The sequence below is a fragment of the Bacillus sp. EB V-12 genome (assembly GCF_056158125.1).
Map to the genome: position 1 here is coordinate 59,509 of NZ_JBUXJL010000011.1, position 17,491 is coordinate 76,999.

The following is a 17,491-nucleotide window of genomic DNA, read 5'->3' on the forward strand; positions in this document are numbered from 1 at the left end:
GGCAAGCATATTTTAGGTAAATTAAGTTTTAGGCACTCTATATGTGAAAAAGGAGTAGGAGGGCATGGAGAAACGTTGGACGACCTTTTCTTTTTTAGCGACTAGTAACACCGTAATGCTAGATGGAAAAATGGATTTTTTGCACTTGTTTGATCGTGAAGATGATCATTCTTCTTCTAAATTTACAATGAAATGGAATAAATGGAGCGAGAGTTGTAGGTTTGAAGAAGAGGCCCCTAACGAAGAGCAAAAGATTATTTTAACAAACCCTATTAAAGCGTGGGTTGTTCAACGTCGTAAGTGTAACGTCAAAAATCACTTCAAGAAAACTGAGCCGAGACAATTAGTTATCGCTCCGGCCCGTTCTACTTCCAAATCACGCGAAAGTAACATGTAAATAATTGAGACACACACCCGAAAAAACATCGTACATATTGCGATGTTTTTTTCTTTTTCTACAATGAAATCTTTAAATGAAATATATTTCATCTGCATCTTATATTTATATCTCTTGCTTATTCTAGTAATACATCCGGTGCGAGTTGATGTGAATAAAATATAAGGAGAGAATTAAGATGAAAAAGAGACTATTACCAATTTGTGCAATGGCACTTTTAGCAGTAGGATATTCTTCAGTAGCGAGTGCAGATACTGGAACAGTAACAAAGGAAGAAGCGCAAGTGCAACAAGATAAAGCTAAAAAAGAAGAAGCAATTAAGGAACAGCAAAAAAGTGAAGTAGAGAAAAAGCAAGCGGCACAAGTACAAGAAAAAAATGATATGGCTAAAAAAGAAGAAGCAATAAAAGCTGAGAAAAAAAGTGAAGAAGAGAAAAAGAGAATAGCGCAAGAACAGTTAAAAAACGATATGGCCAAAAAAGAAGCAGCGATAAAAGCCGAGCAAAAGAATGAAGTAGCTAAAAAAGAAGTAGCAAAGCCAGTTGTACAAGGTGAAAAATTACCAAATACAGCATCGAATAATGTAGTAATGATGGGATTAAGTGCATGTCTTGTAGCGGTAGGTACATTATTTGGTTTGAATCGTCGCAATAAGATTAAAGCGTAAATAAAATATTTTCCTATAAAGAATGGGATAATTTCATATATTAAAAATGGTAGGTTACTCCTACCATTTTTGGCATGGAGGAATGAAGAATGAAGTTACTCAATTATATCGGTATCATATTGATGGCTATAGGGCTATTCATGGGATCCTATTATGCTGTGGAATGGTATAAAGGAAGAAGCTCTGCCGGGCAATTAACTGCAGAAGAAATAAAGAGCCTTAAAAATATACAAGATACTCAACTTTCTCATGAAACACCTGTAACTTCTCAAGTGCCTTCTTCTCAAACAGAACATAAAGAAGGAGAAAAGGTAGCGATGTTAAACATACCGAAAATAAAGAAGAAGTTTTCTATATATTGGGGAGCAGATGATACGACTTTGAAAAAAGGAGTGGGTATGTTCGTTAGCGATTTAACGACAACTCCATCTGGAGGGGGACATACTGTACTGAGTGGACATCGAGATACTGTATTTACAGATTTAGGAGAGTTGAAAGAAAAGGATACTCTTATTTTAGAGTATGATAATAAAACGTACACATACGAAATTCAAAAGACGTGGATTACCCATGCGGATGATCGCACTGTTATTATAAAAAAAGAAGAACCGATATTAACACTGACAACTTGTTACCCATTTAATTATATAGGGGATGCACCAGATAGATATATTATCGAGGCGAAGTTAACTGCTAGTTATTCAAAGTGAAATTATAGTTTCTGAAAGCGAGAGGGGGATAAATAAGTTATGTCAAAAAACATTTTAATTGTTGAAGATGAAGACATATTACGTGAAATATTAAAAGATTATTTTTTAAGTGAGCAATATGTAGTGTTTGAAGCGAGGGACGGGAAAGAGGCTTTAGTTGTATTTGAAGAAGAAGAGGTTGATTTAGTTATTTTAGATATTATGTTGCCAGAACTCGATGGATGGTCTGTTTGCCGAAGGATTCGAAAGACGTCCGAGGTGCCTATTATTATGCTGACGGCGCGTGTAGATGAAGACGATACGTTACTTGGTTTTGAACTTGGGGCAGATGATTATGTGACGAAGCCGTATAGTCCGCCAATTTTATTAGCAAGAGCGAAAAGGTTGTTAGAAAGCAGAAAAGTGACAAAGCAACTTTTAGAGAATGAAGATGATACATTATCAATCCACGGCATTCACGTTCATTTTCCGTCTCGCACTGTTACGGTAGATAGAACCGATATTAATTTAACGCATACAGAATTTGAAATATTAGCGTATTTCATGAAAAATCAAGGAATCGTTTTAACGCGAGAGCAACTCATTTCAAGAATTTGGGGATATGAATTTGCTGGTGATGATCGAACGGTGAATAGTCATATTCGTAATTTAAGAAATAAATTAGGAGAGAAAGCAAAGTACATTACAACTGTAGTACGAACTGGTTATAAATTTGAGGGGAATATATGAGAAAAGGAATTGTACTAAAATTATTTACTCTTACAACAGCATTATGTATGTTGATTTTAGCGACGATATTTATTGGACAAACGATATTTTTTAAACAATATTATGCGAATCGAAAAGTGGAAGATATTAAAGTAAATTTAAATTCCTTTGAGAAGAATTATTTAAATTATGCAGGAAATGCAGAAGAAATTCAAAAACTAGAGCAAGACTTTTTAAGAGAAAATAATACGTGGATTACGACATTAGATAAGAACGGGAATTTAAAACATGCAGATGATTTTTATTTTGAAGTAACGATAGATCGTAGGCAACAAAAGAGCTTTGGACAACAAATATTCAAAATTCCTTTAGGCAATCTCGTCAATATAGAAGAGATTGAGAATAAATCATCAGATCAGTTTCTAGGCCAAGGAATTTATTTTTCTGGAGTGAAAAAAGGAGATAGTTTTATTCCATTCTCTTTCTCGTTATCTAAGCAGAATTTAAGTGGATCTAATAAACCGTTAGAAAAAGCATTTAAGGAGAAAATGAGTAAATTAGATGAGGAGAAAAAGAAAGCAGCTGAGGAACAAGTAAGTAAGGAAAAGAAGCCGGCTGTTCAGGAGCAAGCTGCCCAAGAACCAGATGCTTATATAGGTGGGTTTGTTACAAAAGTACAGTTTCCAGATGTAAAAGGCCTCGTAAATCCAATTTATAAAAATACTTTGTTTTTGGATAGTATAAAAGAATTTCAAACGGATGTATTACTAAAAGAGAGTAATCAAATAGAGTATTCAACAAAGACAATGGACTATGAAAAGAATGATATAAAATATAAATTATTAATGAAACCAATAAAAGAAAAAGATGGATCAGTAACATATATTTATGCGATGGCTTCTTTACAGCCTGTAGATGAAGCTGTACAAATGGTGCAAGATTATTACATCTATATCATTGCATTTGTAGTCGTTCTTATTTTTTTAGCTTCGTTTTATTATTCAAAACAAATTGCAAAACCATTACTAAAAATAAATGATACGACGAAGAAAATAGCACAATTAGATTTTACAGAAAAAATACCGATTACTTCAAAAGATGAAATTGGAGATTTATCGAAAAATATTAATGTTCTATCAAATAAACTCCATTCGCATATTGGGCAGTTAGAAGAAGATATTGAAAAGGAAAGAAAGTTAGAAAAGACGCGAAAAGAATTCATTTCTGGTGTTTCACATGAATTAAAAACACCGCTAAGTATTATGAAAAGCTGTATTTCTATTTTAAAAGACGGGGTAGCTGAACATAAAAAAGAGTATTATTTTCAGGCAATGGAGAGAGAAGTAGACAAAATGGATACGTTAATTTTGGATATGCTTGAGTTAGCTAAATTTGAATCTGGTACATATAAAATGAAAAAGGATTCGTTTTATATTGATACAGTAATTGAAGACATATGTGAACATCTATCTGTGGAAATAGAGAAAAAAGAGCTTCGTGTTCATAAAAATATATGTTCATTTGAAGTGATTGCAAATCAAGGCCGGATTGAACAAGTCATCGTGAATTTCATTACGAATGCCATACGTTATACACCAAATAAAGAAGATATTATTATTTCTACAATAGATGAGAAGGATCGTATAAAAGTGTGCATTGAAAATAAAGGTACTCACATTGAAGAAGAACAATTAGATAAAATTTGGGATCGTTTTTATCGAGTGGATACAGCTCGTCAGCGTTCACAAGGTGGGACGGGACTTGGGCTTGCCATTTCAAAGAATATTTTAGAACTACATGATACTGAATATGGGGCAGGAAATACAGAAGATGGTGTGTTATTTTATTTCTATTTACCGAAAAAAGCGTAGACAATATGATCTATGCTTTTTTAATTTATTTTCATATTATCTTTACCTAATCTTTATTTTTAATCAGTATAATTTGTTTAGAATATGAGGTTATGTAAGGAGTCGATGAACCGTGCATAGCAATTGGCTAAGTATAATGGTATTTATTTTCTTTTGCGCATTTATTGTATTTTTAATTGATATTACGATATGAAAAAAGAGCGCTCATTAAGCGCCCTTTTTTTGTGTATTCATTTGATAAGCACTGATGCTTTTGAATAATCGTGGTGAAGTGATAAATAAAAATATAAGTAAAACGGTACATAAAATAAAAGAACCAAGCATTGTACTTCCATTTACGATTAATGAATATAACACAGCTGATTGACCTTTCGGCGCATATTGTCCCCAGAAAATAATGCCGGCAATAAAGTGGCAGAAATAGCGAGCAAAGCTACCGATAAATGTAGCAAGGATAATATAAGCAAGGACTTTCTTACCCTGATTTTGTTTTGATGAAGGTTTGTCTTTACGGTTACCTAAATTTGATTGTTCTAAGCTATTTTCATTGGATGTTAAAAGTGCTTTTTGAATTGGACGATAGAATAAGCCAGCAAATCCGATAAAAGCAAAGGCAATGAAGTACTCAATGAATGCTTGAACAGGTGTTAAAATATAAGCATCTCCCACGACAATTTGTAATAGTCCCCAAACTAAACCGCCTAAGAAAGCTGATTTAAAGCCCCAGCGGTAAGCAATAATAAAAATAGGAATCATAGCGAATGAGATAGAACCGCCTGTTGGAAGTTTAAGTGATAATGGTAAAATATCGATAATCATGGCGAAGGCTGCAAGAATAGCAGATTCGATCATCGCTTGTAAATTGGTGTTACGCATGTTGTCTCCCCCTAAATCCAAGTTGTACAAAAAAGAATAGATATCATAGGAGGATACGAAATACGTAAATAAAAATGAGGTATGTATTTCGGACGTTTGCACAATCCCTGCGTTAGCATTAACTAACAGGTTCGAAGGGTCGGAACGAAGTGTTCCCTCTCAGCGGCATGGCTCCCCCAGTGATAACGAGATTCTTTATTTGCTATTGTTTATTGTAAGCGAAATGGATGAGAATGGCAAACAAATGCTGTATGACAATAATTGAAATAGAATTGTAGCGAAATGTTAATAAATATGAAGCAAAAGGGTATAGTACAAGAGAAATTGGGTGTGGTATAATTTTTTTGAAAATAATTATCATTCTCTTCTGAGGGGGAAGGTTATGAGCTTAGTAGATATTAAAATTGGAGAGAAAGTGTTAGTAAAAAGTATTCAGTCTTTAGATCAGCTATTAAAGCGTAGACTAGCTGCTTTCGGTCTTGCGGAAGGAAGCGAACTTCGCTTGAAACAGAAAGCGATGTTCAAAGGTCCTTGTACATTGGAGTGTCGTGGACAGTTAATTAGTATTCGTCATTGTGACGCGAAAATGATAAAGGTGGAATTAGCGTGAATAAGGTAGCTTTGCTAGGGAATCCGAATACAGGGAAGACATCATTATTTAATGCACTTACTGGTTCTTATGAATACGTAGGAAACTGGAGCGGTGTAACAGTAGAAAAAAAGGTTGGTAAATTAAAAGATAGACAAGGAACATTAATTGATTTACCAGGTGTTTATGATTTAAATCCAGTTTCACGTGATGAAGGTGTTGTAACAAACTTTCTATTAACAGAAGAATTTAATCATATGTTAAATATCGTAGATTCCTCGCAGTTTGAAAGAAATATGCATTTAACGTTGCAGTTACTTGAATTTGGTAAGCCAGTCTCAATTGGTTTAAACATGGTTGATGTGGCGAAGCAAAGAGGAATTGTCATTGATGTAAAACGATTATCAGAGCTATTAGGTGTAACAGTCGTTCCTGTTGTTGCAAGAAGTGGAAAAGGCTGTGAAGAACTGCTTACGACTCTTAAAGAAAATGACAAAAAAGAGAAAAAGCCATTCCTTATTTCATATGGTGTACAAATGGATGAAGGAATTGGAGAAGTAATTGCTCTTTTAGAGACAGCGAATTACGAGCATCCGAGATGGTTAGGACTTCAATTTTTAAGCAATAACGAAGTAGTAGAAAAAGAAATGAAAGCATTACCAATTTATAAGGAACTCATAGCCATTCGATCTCGCTTAGAAGGAAGACTTGATTGTACGTTAGAAGAGCACATTTACAAAACTCGTGAAGCGTATATTGAAAAGTTAAAAACAAATGTTATGAAGCATGAGAAAGAAGGAAAAATTCCTTTTTCAGAAAAAATTGATAGATTAATTACACATAAAATTTTAGGACTTCCAATCTTTTTAGCAGTTATGTTTTTTATTTTTCAGGTTACGTTTACGTGGATTGGTACACCTTTATCGGATATGTTAGATGAGTTTTTTGGTGGCCAGCTTACGGATTGGGTGACGGCTGGACTTACAAGTATTGGAGCTTCTGATTTTATTCAAGCACTAGTTACAGAAGGTATTATTGCCGGTGTTGGTGCTGTATTAGTGTTCGTACCACAAATCTTTGCACTATTCTTTTTTATTTCATTATTAGAAGACTCAGGGTATATGGCGCGAATTGCAGTTGTTATGGATAGAATTATGGAGTTTTTCGGCTTAAACGGAAAAGCTTTTATTCCGATGATTATCGGTTTTGGATGTAACGTTCCAGGTATCATGGCTGCGAGAACGATTGAACAGGAAAAAGAACGTTTACTTACCATTTTAGTAACACCATTTATGTCTTGTTCAGCACGATTACCTGTATATGCATTATTTGCGGGCGTATTTTTCCCGCATAGTCAGGCGACTGTTGTATTTTCTTTATATGTTGCAGGGATTGTTCTTGCGTTATTAGTTACAAAAATTATGTCTCTTACAATTTTGAAAGCGGAAAAGTCTATTTTCGTAATTGAATTACCGCCTTACCGTGTGCCACAAGCAAAAACATTATGGCTAAGCACGTGGGAGAAAGGAAAGGGATTTGTTCGTAAAGCTGGTACATTCATCTTTGGTGGTTCGGTTGTTATTTGGTTATTAAACTATGCAGGTCCATCAGGATTCGGCGTTGATATGGGAGATAGCTACTTAGCGATGATTGGTGGATTTATCGCACCATTATTTGCACCACTCGGCTTCGGAACGTGGCAAGCTGCAGCATCCCTTTTAACAGGATTTTTAGCGAAGGAAGTTGTCGTTTCTACAATGGCAATTATTTATGCAGTTAAAGAAGATGTGCTTGGAAATGTAATGGGAGCACATTATACAGCATTATCAGCTTATGCATTTATGTTCTTTATTTTATTATATGTTCCGTGTTTAGCGACGGTAGCTGTTATTAAACGTGAAACAGGATCAGCGAAGTGGACGATTTTCTCAGTCGTTTATCCACTCGTAGTTGCTTATGTATTAACGCTCATTATATACCAAGTTGGATCCTTACTCGGATTCTAGAAGGAGATGTATTGTGATGATGGTCAATATTATAATTGGAGCTATCATTTTTGGTTATGCAGCATATACGTTAGTTAATTTTGTAAAGAGAAGTAAAAAAGGAAAATGCGCGGCATGTTCTTTAAATAAGTCATGTCAGTCGCAAACTTGTAGCCCGGATATGGAGCAAATTGCTCATAATAAATAGAAAAAAGCTTTGCGAATTTCGCAAAGCTTTTTTGTTTTACTTTTTAATTTTTACAAGTTGAGAAGCTTCTACGCCTTTGTAACCAGGGAATTCTTTACTTGGGTCTTTATCAAATTTTAATACACCTACAGATTTTTCATCACCTTTTACATTGCTGTAAGTTGCGTCATCGACAATCGCATACATATCTGTATATGCACGACCACTTCCGATAATTGTGTTGCCTTCATATTTTAATTTTGCCCCATCAAGTGCAGCATTTTCTACTTTTTCTTTTGCAAATAATACACCTTGTTCTGTTGTTACAGCTGGTAATTTATCAAGTGGTTTCGTGTTGTCTTTTTCATCAACTTTGCTAAGTAACTCTTTTTTCACTAGTTCTTCACCAGTTTTCTTATCCATTACAAGAACTTTTTTACCATCTAATGTTGTCATTTTCATTTTATAGAAGTCTTTTTCTTTCACTTCTTTTTTGTTTTTATCTGTAATTTGCTGAACTTGTTCTTCTGATCCGTACAGTACAAAGCCGTTCGCTTTCTCTCCTAATAAAGAACAACCTGATAATGCTCCAAGTGAAATTGCTGCTGCTAATCCGATTCCTACTAATTTTTTCATGATGATTTCTCCTTTTATATGTTTTATAGTAAATACAATTTTTGTATTAGTGCTTACATGTGAAGAAGCTTGTTTGTTGCTTCTGGTATTAGTGTATAAGAAATATCGGAATGCAACTATCGAGTTAGCTTACAGTAACATTACACTTATGTAATTTAGTGAAATTGCACAAAAGTAAGTTAATTTCAAAGAGGGATAATGAGAATATATTAGAAATACAATATTGTATATAGAATGTCATATTATAATGGATGTATTTTGGAAATAACATGTAAGGACATATTAGTTTTGTTATAATAAACACATAGGCTGTAAAATGAATATTCTTTACTGTAAAGGGAGATTTTTCAGTTTTCCAAGTAGTGAATTTGAAATATGAGGTATATCATAGGAGGAATTTAGATGTCTGTATTTAAACGATTAAGAGATTTAACAATGTCAAATGTGTATTCGTTAATTGAAAAAGCGGAAGATCCAGTTAAGATGACTGATCAATATTTACGCGATATGCAAGCCGATGTACAAGAGGCTGAGAAAAGTGTAGCAGCTCAAATCGCACTTGAGAAGAAATTCAAAATATTATTTGAAGAGCAAGAAGCACTTGTGAAAAAACGTGAAGAGCAGGCTCATATGGCTGTTCAAGCTAATAACTTAGATCTTGCGCGTCGTGCATTAGAAGAAAAACAAAATGCAGAGCAAAAAATGAATGAGTATAAAGCAAGCTACGAGCAAAATAAAGCTGCTGCTGATAACCTGCGCCTAAAGCTAGAAGAAATGCGTAAGCAATTAAATGAGCTGAAAAATAAACGTGAAACACTTGTAGCGCGTGTAAATGCGGCGAAAGCACAAAAGAATATTAATCAGGCGATGTCTGGATTTGATTCAAATTCAGCAAAAGCTGGTTTAAGCCGTATGGAAGAGAAAGCTCTTCAATTAGAGGCTGAAGCGGAAGCAAGCGGTGAAGTTTATAAGAAAGAAAAATCATTAGATGATGAATTCGCAAGCTTAAACAAAAATTCTGCTGTTGACGATGAATTAGCTCGTATTATGAAGCAGTATGAGAAATAATATAGAATAAAGACAAATGAACCGACATGTCTAAATATATTCATGTCGGTTTTCTATTATATTTTAGAGGAGGTTTTGCAATGACATGGATGAATGTAGTTGCCATGCTTGTATGGACTGGAGCGAGTGCAGTACTTTTATTTGCAATTATGTGGGTTGATTCGATTTTTACAAAATACAATGATTTAAAAGAAATCAAAAATGGGAATACAGCTGTAACAACTCGTTTTATTATGAAATTATTTGCACAAGGGTACATTTTATCTCAATCGATAACGAAAGCAAATGATTTATGGCAAGCACTACTTGCATCAGCAGTTTCTTTCGTTATTTTATTAGTGGTAGAAATGTTTATCGAATTTGTGTTAAAGAAAATGTCTGGCTTAGATTTAGAAGAAGGTACGAAAGAAGGCAGCGTTGCACATGCGATGTTAGCTGGATCATTACATATTGTTGGTGCACTTATTTTAGGTGCTTGTTTATAAAGAGAAAAGGAGGGGTAGATCATGAGTTTATTTAAACGAATTAAAAATATAATGAAAAGCCCAGAGCCACCGAAGCCGGAAAAGAGTCTTTTAACGTTAGCTCCTGGTGATATGATTGAAGTTTCATTAGTCATGTACGAATTAACTGGGAAAACGAGTATGCATTCTCGCAAGGAAATTGTTTTAACACTGCAAGACGGGAAAGACATTCGTTATTTAAAAATTGAAGATCGTGAAAATACGTATTACAAATTATATACACCAATTGATGGTCGCTTAGATTCAATTGAGGAAATTCCGACGACAATTGAAATGGATGATACTGAGTATCATATGGAAGAACAATATAACGGACGTGTTGTTGTGATGGGGAAAACACCATTCTCCGCTTCAGAGGAACAGTACGTATGGGAATTCCAATCAGATAATCGAAAATTATTGCGTATTGAATGGCAAAATGGTCGCACAATGATGTATGAGGGAGAAGCAATCATTCCTGCTGATGTACAAATTATAAGAGCAACGTAAGGGGGCGTAATCATGTCAAACCGATTGTTTACCATGATTAAATCGTTTGTGATCCCTATACTTGCTATCGTTATATTACTTGTTGTTGCTGGTTATGCCTTATCAGGTTGTCAAGGCGGGCAGACAAAGTCGATTCAAGACCGTTATCCACTTGAATCTGTTGCCAAGGAAGGTAAACAAGAATCTTACGTGTATAGGGCCGCCAATCGGTCAGTTCCTGAAGTAGCGAAGGAACTCATTAACGAAAGAGAACCGAAGCAAGCATCTAAAGAAGACGAAAATCAAATGTTCCTCGTTTATTCTGATAAGATTTATAACCTGCAAAAGGATAAAGAGAAACCATCTGATACGTTAATTGAAATAAGTAATAAAGAATTTGTCCGTCAAAATTACCAACCGTCCTTCTTGCAAGGATATATTATGGGTAGCATATTAAACGATATATTCGGTTCACGAAAATCATCATACGGTGATTATCGAGGATATAATGACAGACAAAATCATAAACCAGTTATTCCAGAGAGACCACCTACGAAAGAAGAAAAGAAAACCCCACCTCCAATTACGAAGGAAGGGAAAGGGTCTATCATTAAGCGAGGTGATAATGTAGATTCGAAACCATCAGTAGGTGATAAGGGAAGTATTACTGAAAAAGGAAGTAATACGACGCCCCCACCTTCTACTGGAAGCAAGGGTAAAATTACAAAAACACCAGGCGGTTCAAGCGGATCAGATGTGAAGCCAAAATCATCTATTAAAACGCCGCCAAGGAATACATCTCCTCCGAAAACGAGGGTCGGTGGTTCAGGAAAAATTACGAAGAGAAGATAGTGTAGAGACCGAAAAGTGGAATTTGCTTTTTGGTCTTTTTTGTTATGGGAATTAATTCCTCTCAGGTGGTACGATTTAGGCATAAGGGAGGAAGTAAAAATATATCAGCGATTATTGAAATATATCGACTTACCGACAAAAACTGACAACGATAGCAACTTAATAATAAAAAGAGGGTGTGCCAAAATTTTGGCACACCCTCTTTTTCATAACGATTAATGAATATCACGTTTCTTAAAGTTACCGCCTTTTACTTCTGCTACGTCATAAACGGTAATAAAGGCATTAGGATCGATTTCATTAATAAGTTCTTTCATTTTACTTTCTTCTAAACGGTTAATTACGCAAGAAATTTCTTTGAATTTCTCTCTTGAATAACCACCGTATACTTCGTTATATGTTGCACTTCGGCCTAAACGATCGCGAATTGTTTCTACCATTAATTCAGGCTCTTTTGTAATAATTTTAAATGCTTTTGAACCACTTAAACCAACTTCAACGATATGAATCACTTTCGAAGCGATAAAGTAAGCAATTGCCGAAAGGATAGCTCCTTGCAGGCCGAATACCGTTGATACGAAAATAAATACGAACATGTTTAAGAATAAAATAAGGTCACTCGTTCCAAATGGTAACTTACGAGAAAGCAATACAGCAAGCATATCGATTCCATCTAATGCCCCACCGTTACGTAATGCTAGTCCCATACCAAAACCGATGATAATACCACCAACAACTGTAACTAATAATGTATCGCCTTCAATAATAGCTGGTATTCCGTGCATGACAACGGTACCTACTGCTAATGAAGCAATCCCGATAATGGAATAAATCGCAAAGCTTTTACCGATTTGCTTATACCCTAACCAAACGAAAGGAATGTTAATAACTGCGATTAGAGCTCCTAATGGCAATCCAAATAATCTTGAACTAACGATACTTAAACCAGTTACACCACCGTCTGATACGTTATTTGGAATTAATACTGCTTCTAATCCGTACGCTGTGATAAATGCCCCAATAATAATCATCAAAGCTTTTGAAGCAATTCTTAGCTTATTGGGCTTGTTTTTGATAATTTTCTCCATGTAATTTCCTCGTTTCAAACTAGTTTCTTATTTGTTACGTCATTCACACCTAAATTTTATTTTAACATTTAATTTGAAAAAATTCTCCTTTAATGGATGTATGCAGGGAATATTATCACCAGATTATCTTTAAAATATTTTTGAAATCAGTATAAGAAATCCCATCCTTTCAAAGGATGGGATGCTATTAAGAAAATATAAAACTAAGTACTGATACGAATAAAGCGAAGCCTAAAATAGTTCCACATATTTTCATATGGCGCTTACGTCCCATTACGACAATCGCAACATATTCACGGATCATTGCGTTAGGCCAGTAATAAAATGCAGTTTTTGATCCAATACCTTGGCTGTTAAGACCAGCTTGTCTTGCATATATACCAGCACGGAAAAGGTGGAAATTATTCGTTGTAAAAATACTTTTATATTTACCTTCTGGTTTTAAAGAATCCATAATTTCTTTAGAGAACAGCATATTTTGATATGTGTTTACAGAGCGATTTTCCTGGACTGTATGTTCAAGAGGAATTCCTTTTTCAACAGCGTAACTTTGCATCGCTTCCGCTTCTGGAAGACCTTCATCTGGACCTTGTCCACCAGAAAAAATAATTGTTGGTGGTGTATTCACAGCGGCTTGTTTCCAATAGAAGTCGATCGCTTTATTAATGCGGCTTGCAAGTAAAGGTGGTACTTTATCATTAATTAAGCCGCTACCAAGAACGATAATGAAATCTTGATTACGTCTTGGTCTGTTGAATTGGTATAAAAAATATGCGCTTAAGAAGTTAGATAAGTGTATAAAGAAATAGAAGCTTATAAGAGAAATAGCTGCAAAAATAGGCTCTAAATGCGATGAGACCAAACTTGCTGGGTTTATAATAGGGAGTAACATAAAGAATAACATCCCTAAAGCAGCAAGGAGTGTTAAACAGTTGGCGAACCGTCTTCCTTCTCGCTTCATTAAAATTCTAGCATTAAGAAATAGCCCAAACATTAAAGCAACAATACCGAAAGGAAGCATAATAAGAAGTGCTAAAATAGGTAAAATTATAATATAGCGTAGGACATCACTACTTGAATTCACAGATATAATCACACAAAAAAGAAGGAAAAAACAGACAAAGGCATTAAATAAAAAGCCGTTTATTATTTTCCGCGGATCTTTTAAATATGAGATAAGAAAAATAATAAACAATATAAGAGGAATAATTCCAAAATACAGCATAAATATAGTACACCTCAACTTGTATAAGAATTTGACATACCTTTTATATTACATGATTTTATAAGTGAAAATGAAAGAAAAAGGATTTTGAATTTTCTTAATAAAATATATAGATACGTATGTTACAATATATTCAAAGCGATATATTAAAAGTAAAATGGTTGAAAAGGCACTCAATAGAGTGCTTTTTCTTTTTGTATGCAATTGTGCATATTATATTTTTTTTCAAATGAAGAGGATTACAATATAAGTTGTAGACAGACTTTATAAAGCAGAATTTCATACAAACATTTCCCTCTACTTTTTGTATCTAACAATCGTATAACAATAAATAATTCTGTTTTTGAAAGGTGGCTTCTTTGAAGGCATCTTTTTTTTATTAGTATAGATAGTTTTCACTGTTAGCATAGTGTAAACTATCTATACTAAACATTAGCAATCTTCCGTATAAATATTATCAATTTACTATATATTCCAGTGGTGTTAACCTACATATGAAAGGCTTTCTTTTTCAAAATATTACCCCTAATAAAATTTTGAAGAAGTCAACTGTCTCCAAACTTGTCTTTATGCTTAAAGAAAAAGCACTCAATTTGAGTGCTTTTTCTTATTGAAACATGCTATTTTTCTAGGCGATTTTCATAAAATAAAAGTAAAGAAATGAAAGTGGGTGACAAAATGCCGGCAGTTGTGGAAGGTGTTATTATTGAAAACTGCAATGGAACAATTAATGTAGGGGATAAATATAATGTACAGCCGATTGAAAAGACGAAGGCTTATAATGGATCGGGATCATCAAATACAGGAATGAAAGTACAAACGTTTAGCGGAATTAGTACAGCTGATGTATGGGATAATGATGTGAATGATCAGGGGATACAGTTTACCTTATAGTACAGTATGTAAAATTGCATAAAATGATGAAGTTGCCCTATGATACAATCTAGCTGTGAGCTGTTAATGATTCTTCTATAGTGTAGTTGTTAGATTAGAAATATAACATCTTATTAAAAATCATACGTATAAAAAAGACACTTCAAATGAAGTGTCTTTTTTTACCTTAGTGATACCCTTTAGCAGAGTCTTTATGAATTTTATTTTTAAATATACTGTAGCTCCAAAGCTGATATCCAATAACGATTGGTACCATGACCATTGCAACGAAGAACATAATTTTTAAGTTTAATTGACTACCAGCTGCGTTGTATAACGTTGTACTGTATGCATCGTTAATACGAGATGGTAACATTCTTGGGAACATACCTGCAAAGCCAGTTGTCATAAACATTGCGATTGTTAGGCAAACGAATGTGAATGCAAGGCCAATTTTATGTTTGTACACCATAATTAGTGCGAGTACACTCATTAGCATTGCAAGTACTGGAAGAATGAATAGTACCGGATATTCTGTAAAGTTTTGGAATAAGTTTGTTCTATTAGCAGTTGCTACATAGAAAATAGCTAAAATGATAGCAGCTGCCATTGAAAATGGTCTTGCGATTTTATAAGCACGATCAGATACTTCACCAGTTGTTTTAATCATGACCCAAAGGGCACCGGATACGACAAATATAGCAGTGAAGAAAAGACCACCTAATATACCGTAATGGTTTAGTAAGCTAAGTAAATTTCCTTCATAGCCATTTTTTCCGATTTGTAGTCCGTAATACAAGTTAGCGAATGTAACACCGAATAAGAAGGCGATTAGGAAACTGCCAATTGCAAATGCCCATTTACAAGTTTTTTGCCAAATTGGTGAATCATCTTTATGCATGAATTCCAGTCCAGCGGCACGAGCAAATAGTGCAAGTAATACTAAGAATAACGGTGTATATAAATAACTAAACATATTAGCATACGTGACTGGGAAGGCAGCAAATGTTGCGCCACCAGCTGTAATTAACCATACTTCATTACCGCCCCAGAACGGGCCAATTGCTTCTTGTAATTGATTTCGTTCTTGTCGATCTTTCGTAACGAAGGGAAAAATCATTCCGTTACCAAGTGCATACCCGTCAAGAATGAAGTAAACTGTCCAAATCACGCCCCATAAACCGAACCAGATGATTGCAAGCATATCATGAGACATGAGCCACACCTCCCTCAGTAGCAGGTTCTTCTAATGCGGCAGGTCCTTTTTTCGCAAACTTCAGCATTAAATATACGTCTGCTATTAAAAGTAAAGTGTAGAACAAAATTAAACTAATTAATGAGAACCAAATTTGCGGAACGGATATAGGTGATACAGATTCTGCTGTACGCATTAGTTTATATACTGTCCATGGCTGGCGACCTACTTCAGCGACGATCCATCCTGCGTTAATCGCGATATAAGGAAGTAAGACAGACCATATTGTAATTTTTAAATAACCTTTTGAGTTTTCTAGTTTTCCTTTTCGGTTTAAATAGAAGCCATACCAAGTTAATGCCATAAAGAACATACCGAGTGCAACCATTAATCGGAAGCTATAATACACGAGGTTAACATTTGGACGTTCATCTTTCGGAATATCTTTTAAACCAACAATTTCGCCATCAAATGAGTTTGTATAGAAGAAGCTTCCGAGTTTTGGAATCGTAAGGAATTCAAAATTCTTCTCGTTTTTCACATCAGGAATTTGAACAATTGAGAAGCCTTGTCCTTTTCCGGTTTCCCAAACTGCTTCCATCGCAGCTCCTTTTGCGGGTTGATATTTAGCCGCTGATACACCAGATTGATGTCCCATAAACGGTGTAATTGTTGCGGCGAATAAGCCTAACATTAAGCCGAACTTAAATGATTTTTTGAAGAATTCAACTTCATTTTTACGTAATAAGTGATAGGCACTAATTGCCATAACGAAGAAAGCACCAACAATATAACAACCAACTACAGTATGGAAGAACATATTCCAAGCGTATGGATTCGTAACGAGTGCCCAGAAATCATTTAATTCAGCGCGGCCGTTACGTACTACGTAGCCAACAGGGTTTTGCATAAAGCCGTTTGCTGTAATAATCCAAAGGGCAGAAATGTTTGTTCCAAGTGCAACCATCCACATGCAGAAGGCACGGAACTTTGGTGAAATTTTGTCTTTACCGAATAACCATATTCCCATGAAAGTAGATTCTAAGAAGAAGGCAACAAGTGCTTCGATTGCGAGAGGTGATCCGAAAATGTCTCCCATATATTTGGAGTACTCAGACCAGTTTGTTCCAAATTGGAATTCCATCGTAATCCCGGTTATAATCCCCATTACGAAGTTAATTGTAAATAATTTACCCCAGAAATTTGCCATTTTGCGGTATGTTGGATTCAATGTGCGGGCGTATTGAGTTTCCATACATGCTACTAAAATGACAAGTCCGATTGTCAAAGGTACAAATAAAAAGTGATAAAAAATAGTAATTGCAAATTGAAAACGACTCAGTAACAGAACGTCGGACATAATGAATATTCACTCCTTTTTTACATTATCTACAATCAGTTTATAGTGAAAATACGTTTAAAGTATGTGAAACTTGTTACAAAGCTGTGTGTATATTTTGAAAGAATTATGTCGATTATCTGAAAATATCTTATTTTTACTATAAAGCGATATCCTTTTTGAGTTTTTCATATTTTGGTACACTATTTATGTAGTGTAAATGAGAGAAAAGA

19 protein-coding genes and 1 riboswitch are annotated in these 17,491 nt (G+C 34.7%); of the genes, 13 read left to right on the top strand and 6 right to left on the bottom strand.

Annotated elements, in window-relative coordinates; all coding sequences use genetic code 11:
• The first annotated feature begins 64 nt into the window (after positions 1-64).
• From ACZDYH_RS25125 to ACZDYH_RS25145, 5 genes are all read left to right on the top strand, one after another.
• Positions 65-397, top strand: a complete 333-nt coding sequence (locus ACZDYH_RS25125; RefSeq protein ID WP_000415613.1) for a hypothetical protein — start codon at positions 65-67, stop codon at positions 395-397.
• Between the two features lie 178 nt (positions 398-575).
• Positions 576-1,064, top strand: a complete 489-nt coding sequence (locus tag ACZDYH_RS25130; protein ID WP_000746705.1) for an LPXTG cell wall anchor domain-containing protein — start codon at positions 576-578, stop codon at positions 1,062-1,064.
• Between the two features lie 89 nt (positions 1,065-1,153).
• A complete protein-coding gene (locus tag ACZDYH_RS25135; RefSeq protein WP_000771592.1) occupies positions 1,154-1,774 on the top strand; it encodes a class D sortase in 621 nt (206 codons plus the stop codon).
• Between the two features lie 39 nt (positions 1,775-1,813).
• Positions 1,814-2,503 carry a response regulator transcription factor gene (locus tag ACZDYH_RS25140; RefSeq protein WP_000041856.1) on the top strand — a complete coding sequence of 230 codons (690 nt, stop codon included), beginning with the start codon at positions 1,814-1,816 and terminating at the stop codon, positions 2,501-2,503.
• Entirely contained in the window at positions 2,500-4,353 is a 1,854-nt protein-coding gene (locus tag ACZDYH_RS25145; RefSeq protein ID WP_001225341.1) for a sensor histidine kinase, read from the top strand. Before ACZDYH_RS25140 ends, ACZDYH_RS25145 begins: the two co-directional genes overlap by 4 nt.
• 207 nt (positions 4,354-4,560) lie before the next feature.
• On the opposite strand, the gene thiT is transcribed toward ACZDYH_RS25145, so the two are convergent.
• Entirely contained in the window at positions 4,561-5,229 is a 669-nt protein-coding gene (thiT, locus tag ACZDYH_RS25150) for an energy-coupled thiamine transporter ThiT (RefSeq protein WP_001246588.1), read from the bottom strand.
• A gap of 86 nt (positions 5,230-5,315) precedes the next feature.
• Positions 5,316-5,417, bottom strand: a riboswitch (TPP riboswitch).
• Between the two features lie 194 nt (positions 5,418-5,611).
• Here thiT and ACZDYH_RS25155 point away from each other — a divergent pair.
• From ACZDYH_RS25155 to ACZDYH_RS25165, 3 genes are read left to right on the top strand one after another with little or no spacing between them, the layout of a single operon-like run.
• Positions 5,612-5,839 (top strand): FeoA family protein, encoded by a 228-nt coding sequence (locus tag ACZDYH_RS25155; protein WP_000060512.1) that lies wholly within the window; start codon positions 5,612-5,614, stop codon positions 5,837-5,839.
• On the top strand, positions 5,836-7,824 hold the full coding sequence (gene feoB / locus ACZDYH_RS25160; protein WP_166694796.1) for a ferrous iron transport protein B: 1,989 nt from the start codon (positions 5,836-5,838) through the stop codon (positions 7,822-7,824). The genes ACZDYH_RS25155 and feoB overlap by 4 nt, the downstream gene beginning before the upstream one ends.
• A 16-nt stretch (positions 7,825-7,840) precedes the next feature.
• Positions 7,841-8,011 (top strand): FeoB-associated Cys-rich membrane protein, encoded by a 171-nt coding sequence (locus ACZDYH_RS25165; protein ID WP_000989598.1) that lies wholly within the window; start codon positions 7,841-7,843, stop codon positions 8,009-8,011.
• 36 nt (positions 8,012-8,047) lie between these two features.
• Here the strand turns inward: ACZDYH_RS25165 and ACZDYH_RS25170 are convergent, their stop codons facing one another.
• Positions 8,048-8,626 carry a lipoprotein BA_5634 family protein gene (locus ACZDYH_RS25170; protein ID WP_000737501.1) on the bottom strand — a complete coding sequence of 193 codons (579 nt, stop codon included), beginning with the start codon at positions 8,624-8,626 and terminating at the stop codon, positions 8,048-8,050.
• 402 nt (positions 8,627-9,028) lie between these two features.
• On the opposite strand from ACZDYH_RS25170, the gene ACZDYH_RS25175 reads away from it, so the two are divergent.
• From ACZDYH_RS25175 to ACZDYH_RS25190, 4 genes are all read left to right on the top strand, one after another.
• Positions 9,029-9,694 carry a PspA/IM30 family protein gene (locus ACZDYH_RS25175; RefSeq protein WP_000110280.1) on the top strand — a complete coding sequence of 222 codons (666 nt, stop codon included), beginning with the start codon at positions 9,029-9,031 and terminating at the stop codon, positions 9,692-9,694.
• 80 nt (positions 9,695-9,774) lie between these two features.
• Positions 9,775-10,179 (top strand): DUF350 domain-containing protein, encoded by a 405-nt coding sequence (locus ACZDYH_RS25180; RefSeq protein WP_000220087.1) that lies wholly within the window; start codon positions 9,775-9,777, stop codon positions 10,177-10,179.
• Between the two features lie 21 nt (positions 10,180-10,200).
• On the top strand, positions 10,201-10,707 hold the full coding sequence (locus tag ACZDYH_RS25185; protein ID WP_000051755.1) for a DUF4178 domain-containing protein: 507 nt from the start codon (positions 10,201-10,203) through the stop codon (positions 10,705-10,707).
• Positions 10,708-10,719: 12 nt separating this feature from the next.
• Positions 10,720-11,538: a DUF4247 domain-containing protein gene (locus ACZDYH_RS25190; protein WP_000071190.1), complete on the top strand. Its 819-nt coding sequence runs from the start codon at positions 10,720-10,722 to the stop codon at positions 11,536-11,538.
• 215 nt (positions 11,539-11,753) lie between these two features.
• Here ACZDYH_RS25190 and ACZDYH_RS25195 read toward each other — a convergent pair whose 3' ends face one another.
• Together ACZDYH_RS25195 and ACZDYH_RS25200 are read right to left on the bottom strand one after the other, a co-directional pair.
• Entirely contained in the window at positions 11,754-12,626 is an 873-nt protein-coding gene (locus tag ACZDYH_RS25195; protein ID WP_071731800.1) for a YitT family protein, read from the bottom strand.
• Positions 12,627-12,813: 187 nt separating this feature from the next.
• Positions 12,814-13,851: a YdcF family protein gene (locus ACZDYH_RS25200; RefSeq protein ID WP_474887424.1), complete on the bottom strand. Its 1,038-nt coding sequence runs from the start codon at positions 13,849-13,851 to the stop codon at positions 12,814-12,816.
• A 660-nt stretch (positions 13,852-14,511) separates the two neighbouring features.
• Between ACZDYH_RS25200 and ACZDYH_RS25205 the strand changes: the two genes are divergently transcribed.
• The gene (locus ACZDYH_RS25205; RefSeq protein WP_002005871.1) at positions 14,512-14,745 is read left to right on the top strand and encodes a spore germination protein; all 234 of its coding nucleotides are present in this window, start codon (positions 14,512-14,514) and stop codon (positions 14,743-14,745) included.
• Positions 14,746-14,911: 166 nt separating this feature from the next.
• Here the strand turns inward: ACZDYH_RS25205 and cydB are convergent, their stop codons facing one another.
• Positions 14,912-15,940 carry a cytochrome d ubiquinol oxidase subunit II gene (cydB, locus tag ACZDYH_RS25210; RefSeq protein WP_000017662.1) on the bottom strand — a complete coding sequence of 343 codons (1,029 nt, stop codon included), beginning with the start codon at positions 15,938-15,940 and terminating at the stop codon, positions 14,912-14,914.
• The gene (gene cydA, locus ACZDYH_RS25215; protein WP_474887426.1) at positions 15,930-17,279 is read right to left on the bottom strand and encodes a cytochrome ubiquinol oxidase subunit I; all 1,350 of its coding nucleotides are present in this window, start codon (positions 17,277-17,279) and stop codon (positions 15,930-15,932) included. Before cydA ends, cydB begins: the two co-directional genes overlap by 11 nt.
• Positions 17,280-17,491: the final 212 nt, after the last annotated feature.

Bases quoted from the DNA above. Each gene is read 5' to 3' on its own strand.
- ACZDYH_RS25165 (WP_000989598.1), top strand. From the start codon at position 7,841: ATGATGGTCAATATTATAATTGGAGCTATCATTTTTGGTTATGCAGCA.
- cydA (WP_474887426.1), bottom strand. From the start codon at position 17,279: ATGTCCGACGTTCTGTTACTGAGTCGTTTTCAATTTGCAATTACTATT.
- ACZDYH_RS25185 (WP_000051755.1), top strand. From the start codon at position 10,201: ATGAGTTTATTTAAACGAATTAAAAATATAATGAAAAGCCCAGAGCCA.
- ACZDYH_RS25190 (WP_000071190.1), top strand. From the start codon at position 10,720: ATGTCAAACCGATTGTTTACCATGATTAAATCGTTTGTGATCCCTATA.
- ACZDYH_RS25145 (WP_001225341.1), top strand. From the start codon at position 2,500: ATGAGAAAAGGAATTGTACTAAAATTATTTACTCTTACAACAGCATTA.
- ACZDYH_RS25205 (WP_002005871.1), top strand. From the start codon at position 14,512: ATGAAAGTGGGTGACAAAATGCCGGCAGTTGTGGAAGGTGTTATTATT.
- ACZDYH_RS25195 (WP_071731800.1), bottom strand. From the start codon at position 12,626: ATGGAGAAAATTATCAAAAACAAGCCCAATAAGCTAAGAATTGCTTCA.
- ACZDYH_RS25130 (WP_000746705.1), top strand. From the start codon at position 576: ATGAAAAAGAGACTATTACCAATTTGTGCAATGGCACTTTTAGCAGTA.
- ACZDYH_RS25170 (WP_000737501.1), bottom strand. From the start codon at position 8,626: ATGAAAAAATTAGTAGGAATCGGATTAGCAGCAGCAATTTCACTTGGA.
- ACZDYH_RS25125 (WP_000415613.1), top strand. From the start codon at position 65: ATGGAGAAACGTTGGACGACCTTTTCTTTTTTAGCGACTAGTAACACC.
- cydB (WP_000017662.1), bottom strand. From the start codon at position 15,940: ATGTCTCATGATATGCTTGCAATCATCTGGTTCGGTTTATGGGGCGTG.
- ACZDYH_RS25175 (WP_000110280.1), top strand. From the start codon at position 9,029: ATGTCTGTATTTAAACGATTAAGAGATTTAACAATGTCAAATGTGTAT.
- ACZDYH_RS25155 (WP_000060512.1), top strand. From the start codon at position 5,612: ATGAGCTTAGTAGATATTAAAATTGGAGAGAAAGTGTTAGTAAAAAGT.
- ACZDYH_RS25135 (WP_000771592.1), top strand. From the start codon at position 1,154: ATGAAGTTACTCAATTATATCGGTATCATATTGATGGCTATAGGGCTA.
- thiT (WP_001246588.1), bottom strand. From the start codon at position 5,229: ATGCGTAACACCAATTTACAAGCGATGATCGAATCTGCTATTCTTGCA.
- ACZDYH_RS25180 (WP_000220087.1), top strand. From the start codon at position 9,775: ATGACATGGATGAATGTAGTTGCCATGCTTGTATGGACTGGAGCGAGT.
- ACZDYH_RS25140 (WP_000041856.1), top strand. From the start codon at position 1,814: ATGTCAAAAAACATTTTAATTGTTGAAGATGAAGACATATTACGTGAA.
- ACZDYH_RS25200 (WP_474887424.1), bottom strand. From the start codon at position 13,851: ATGCTGTATTTTGGAATTATTCCTCTTATATTGTTTATTATTTTTCTT.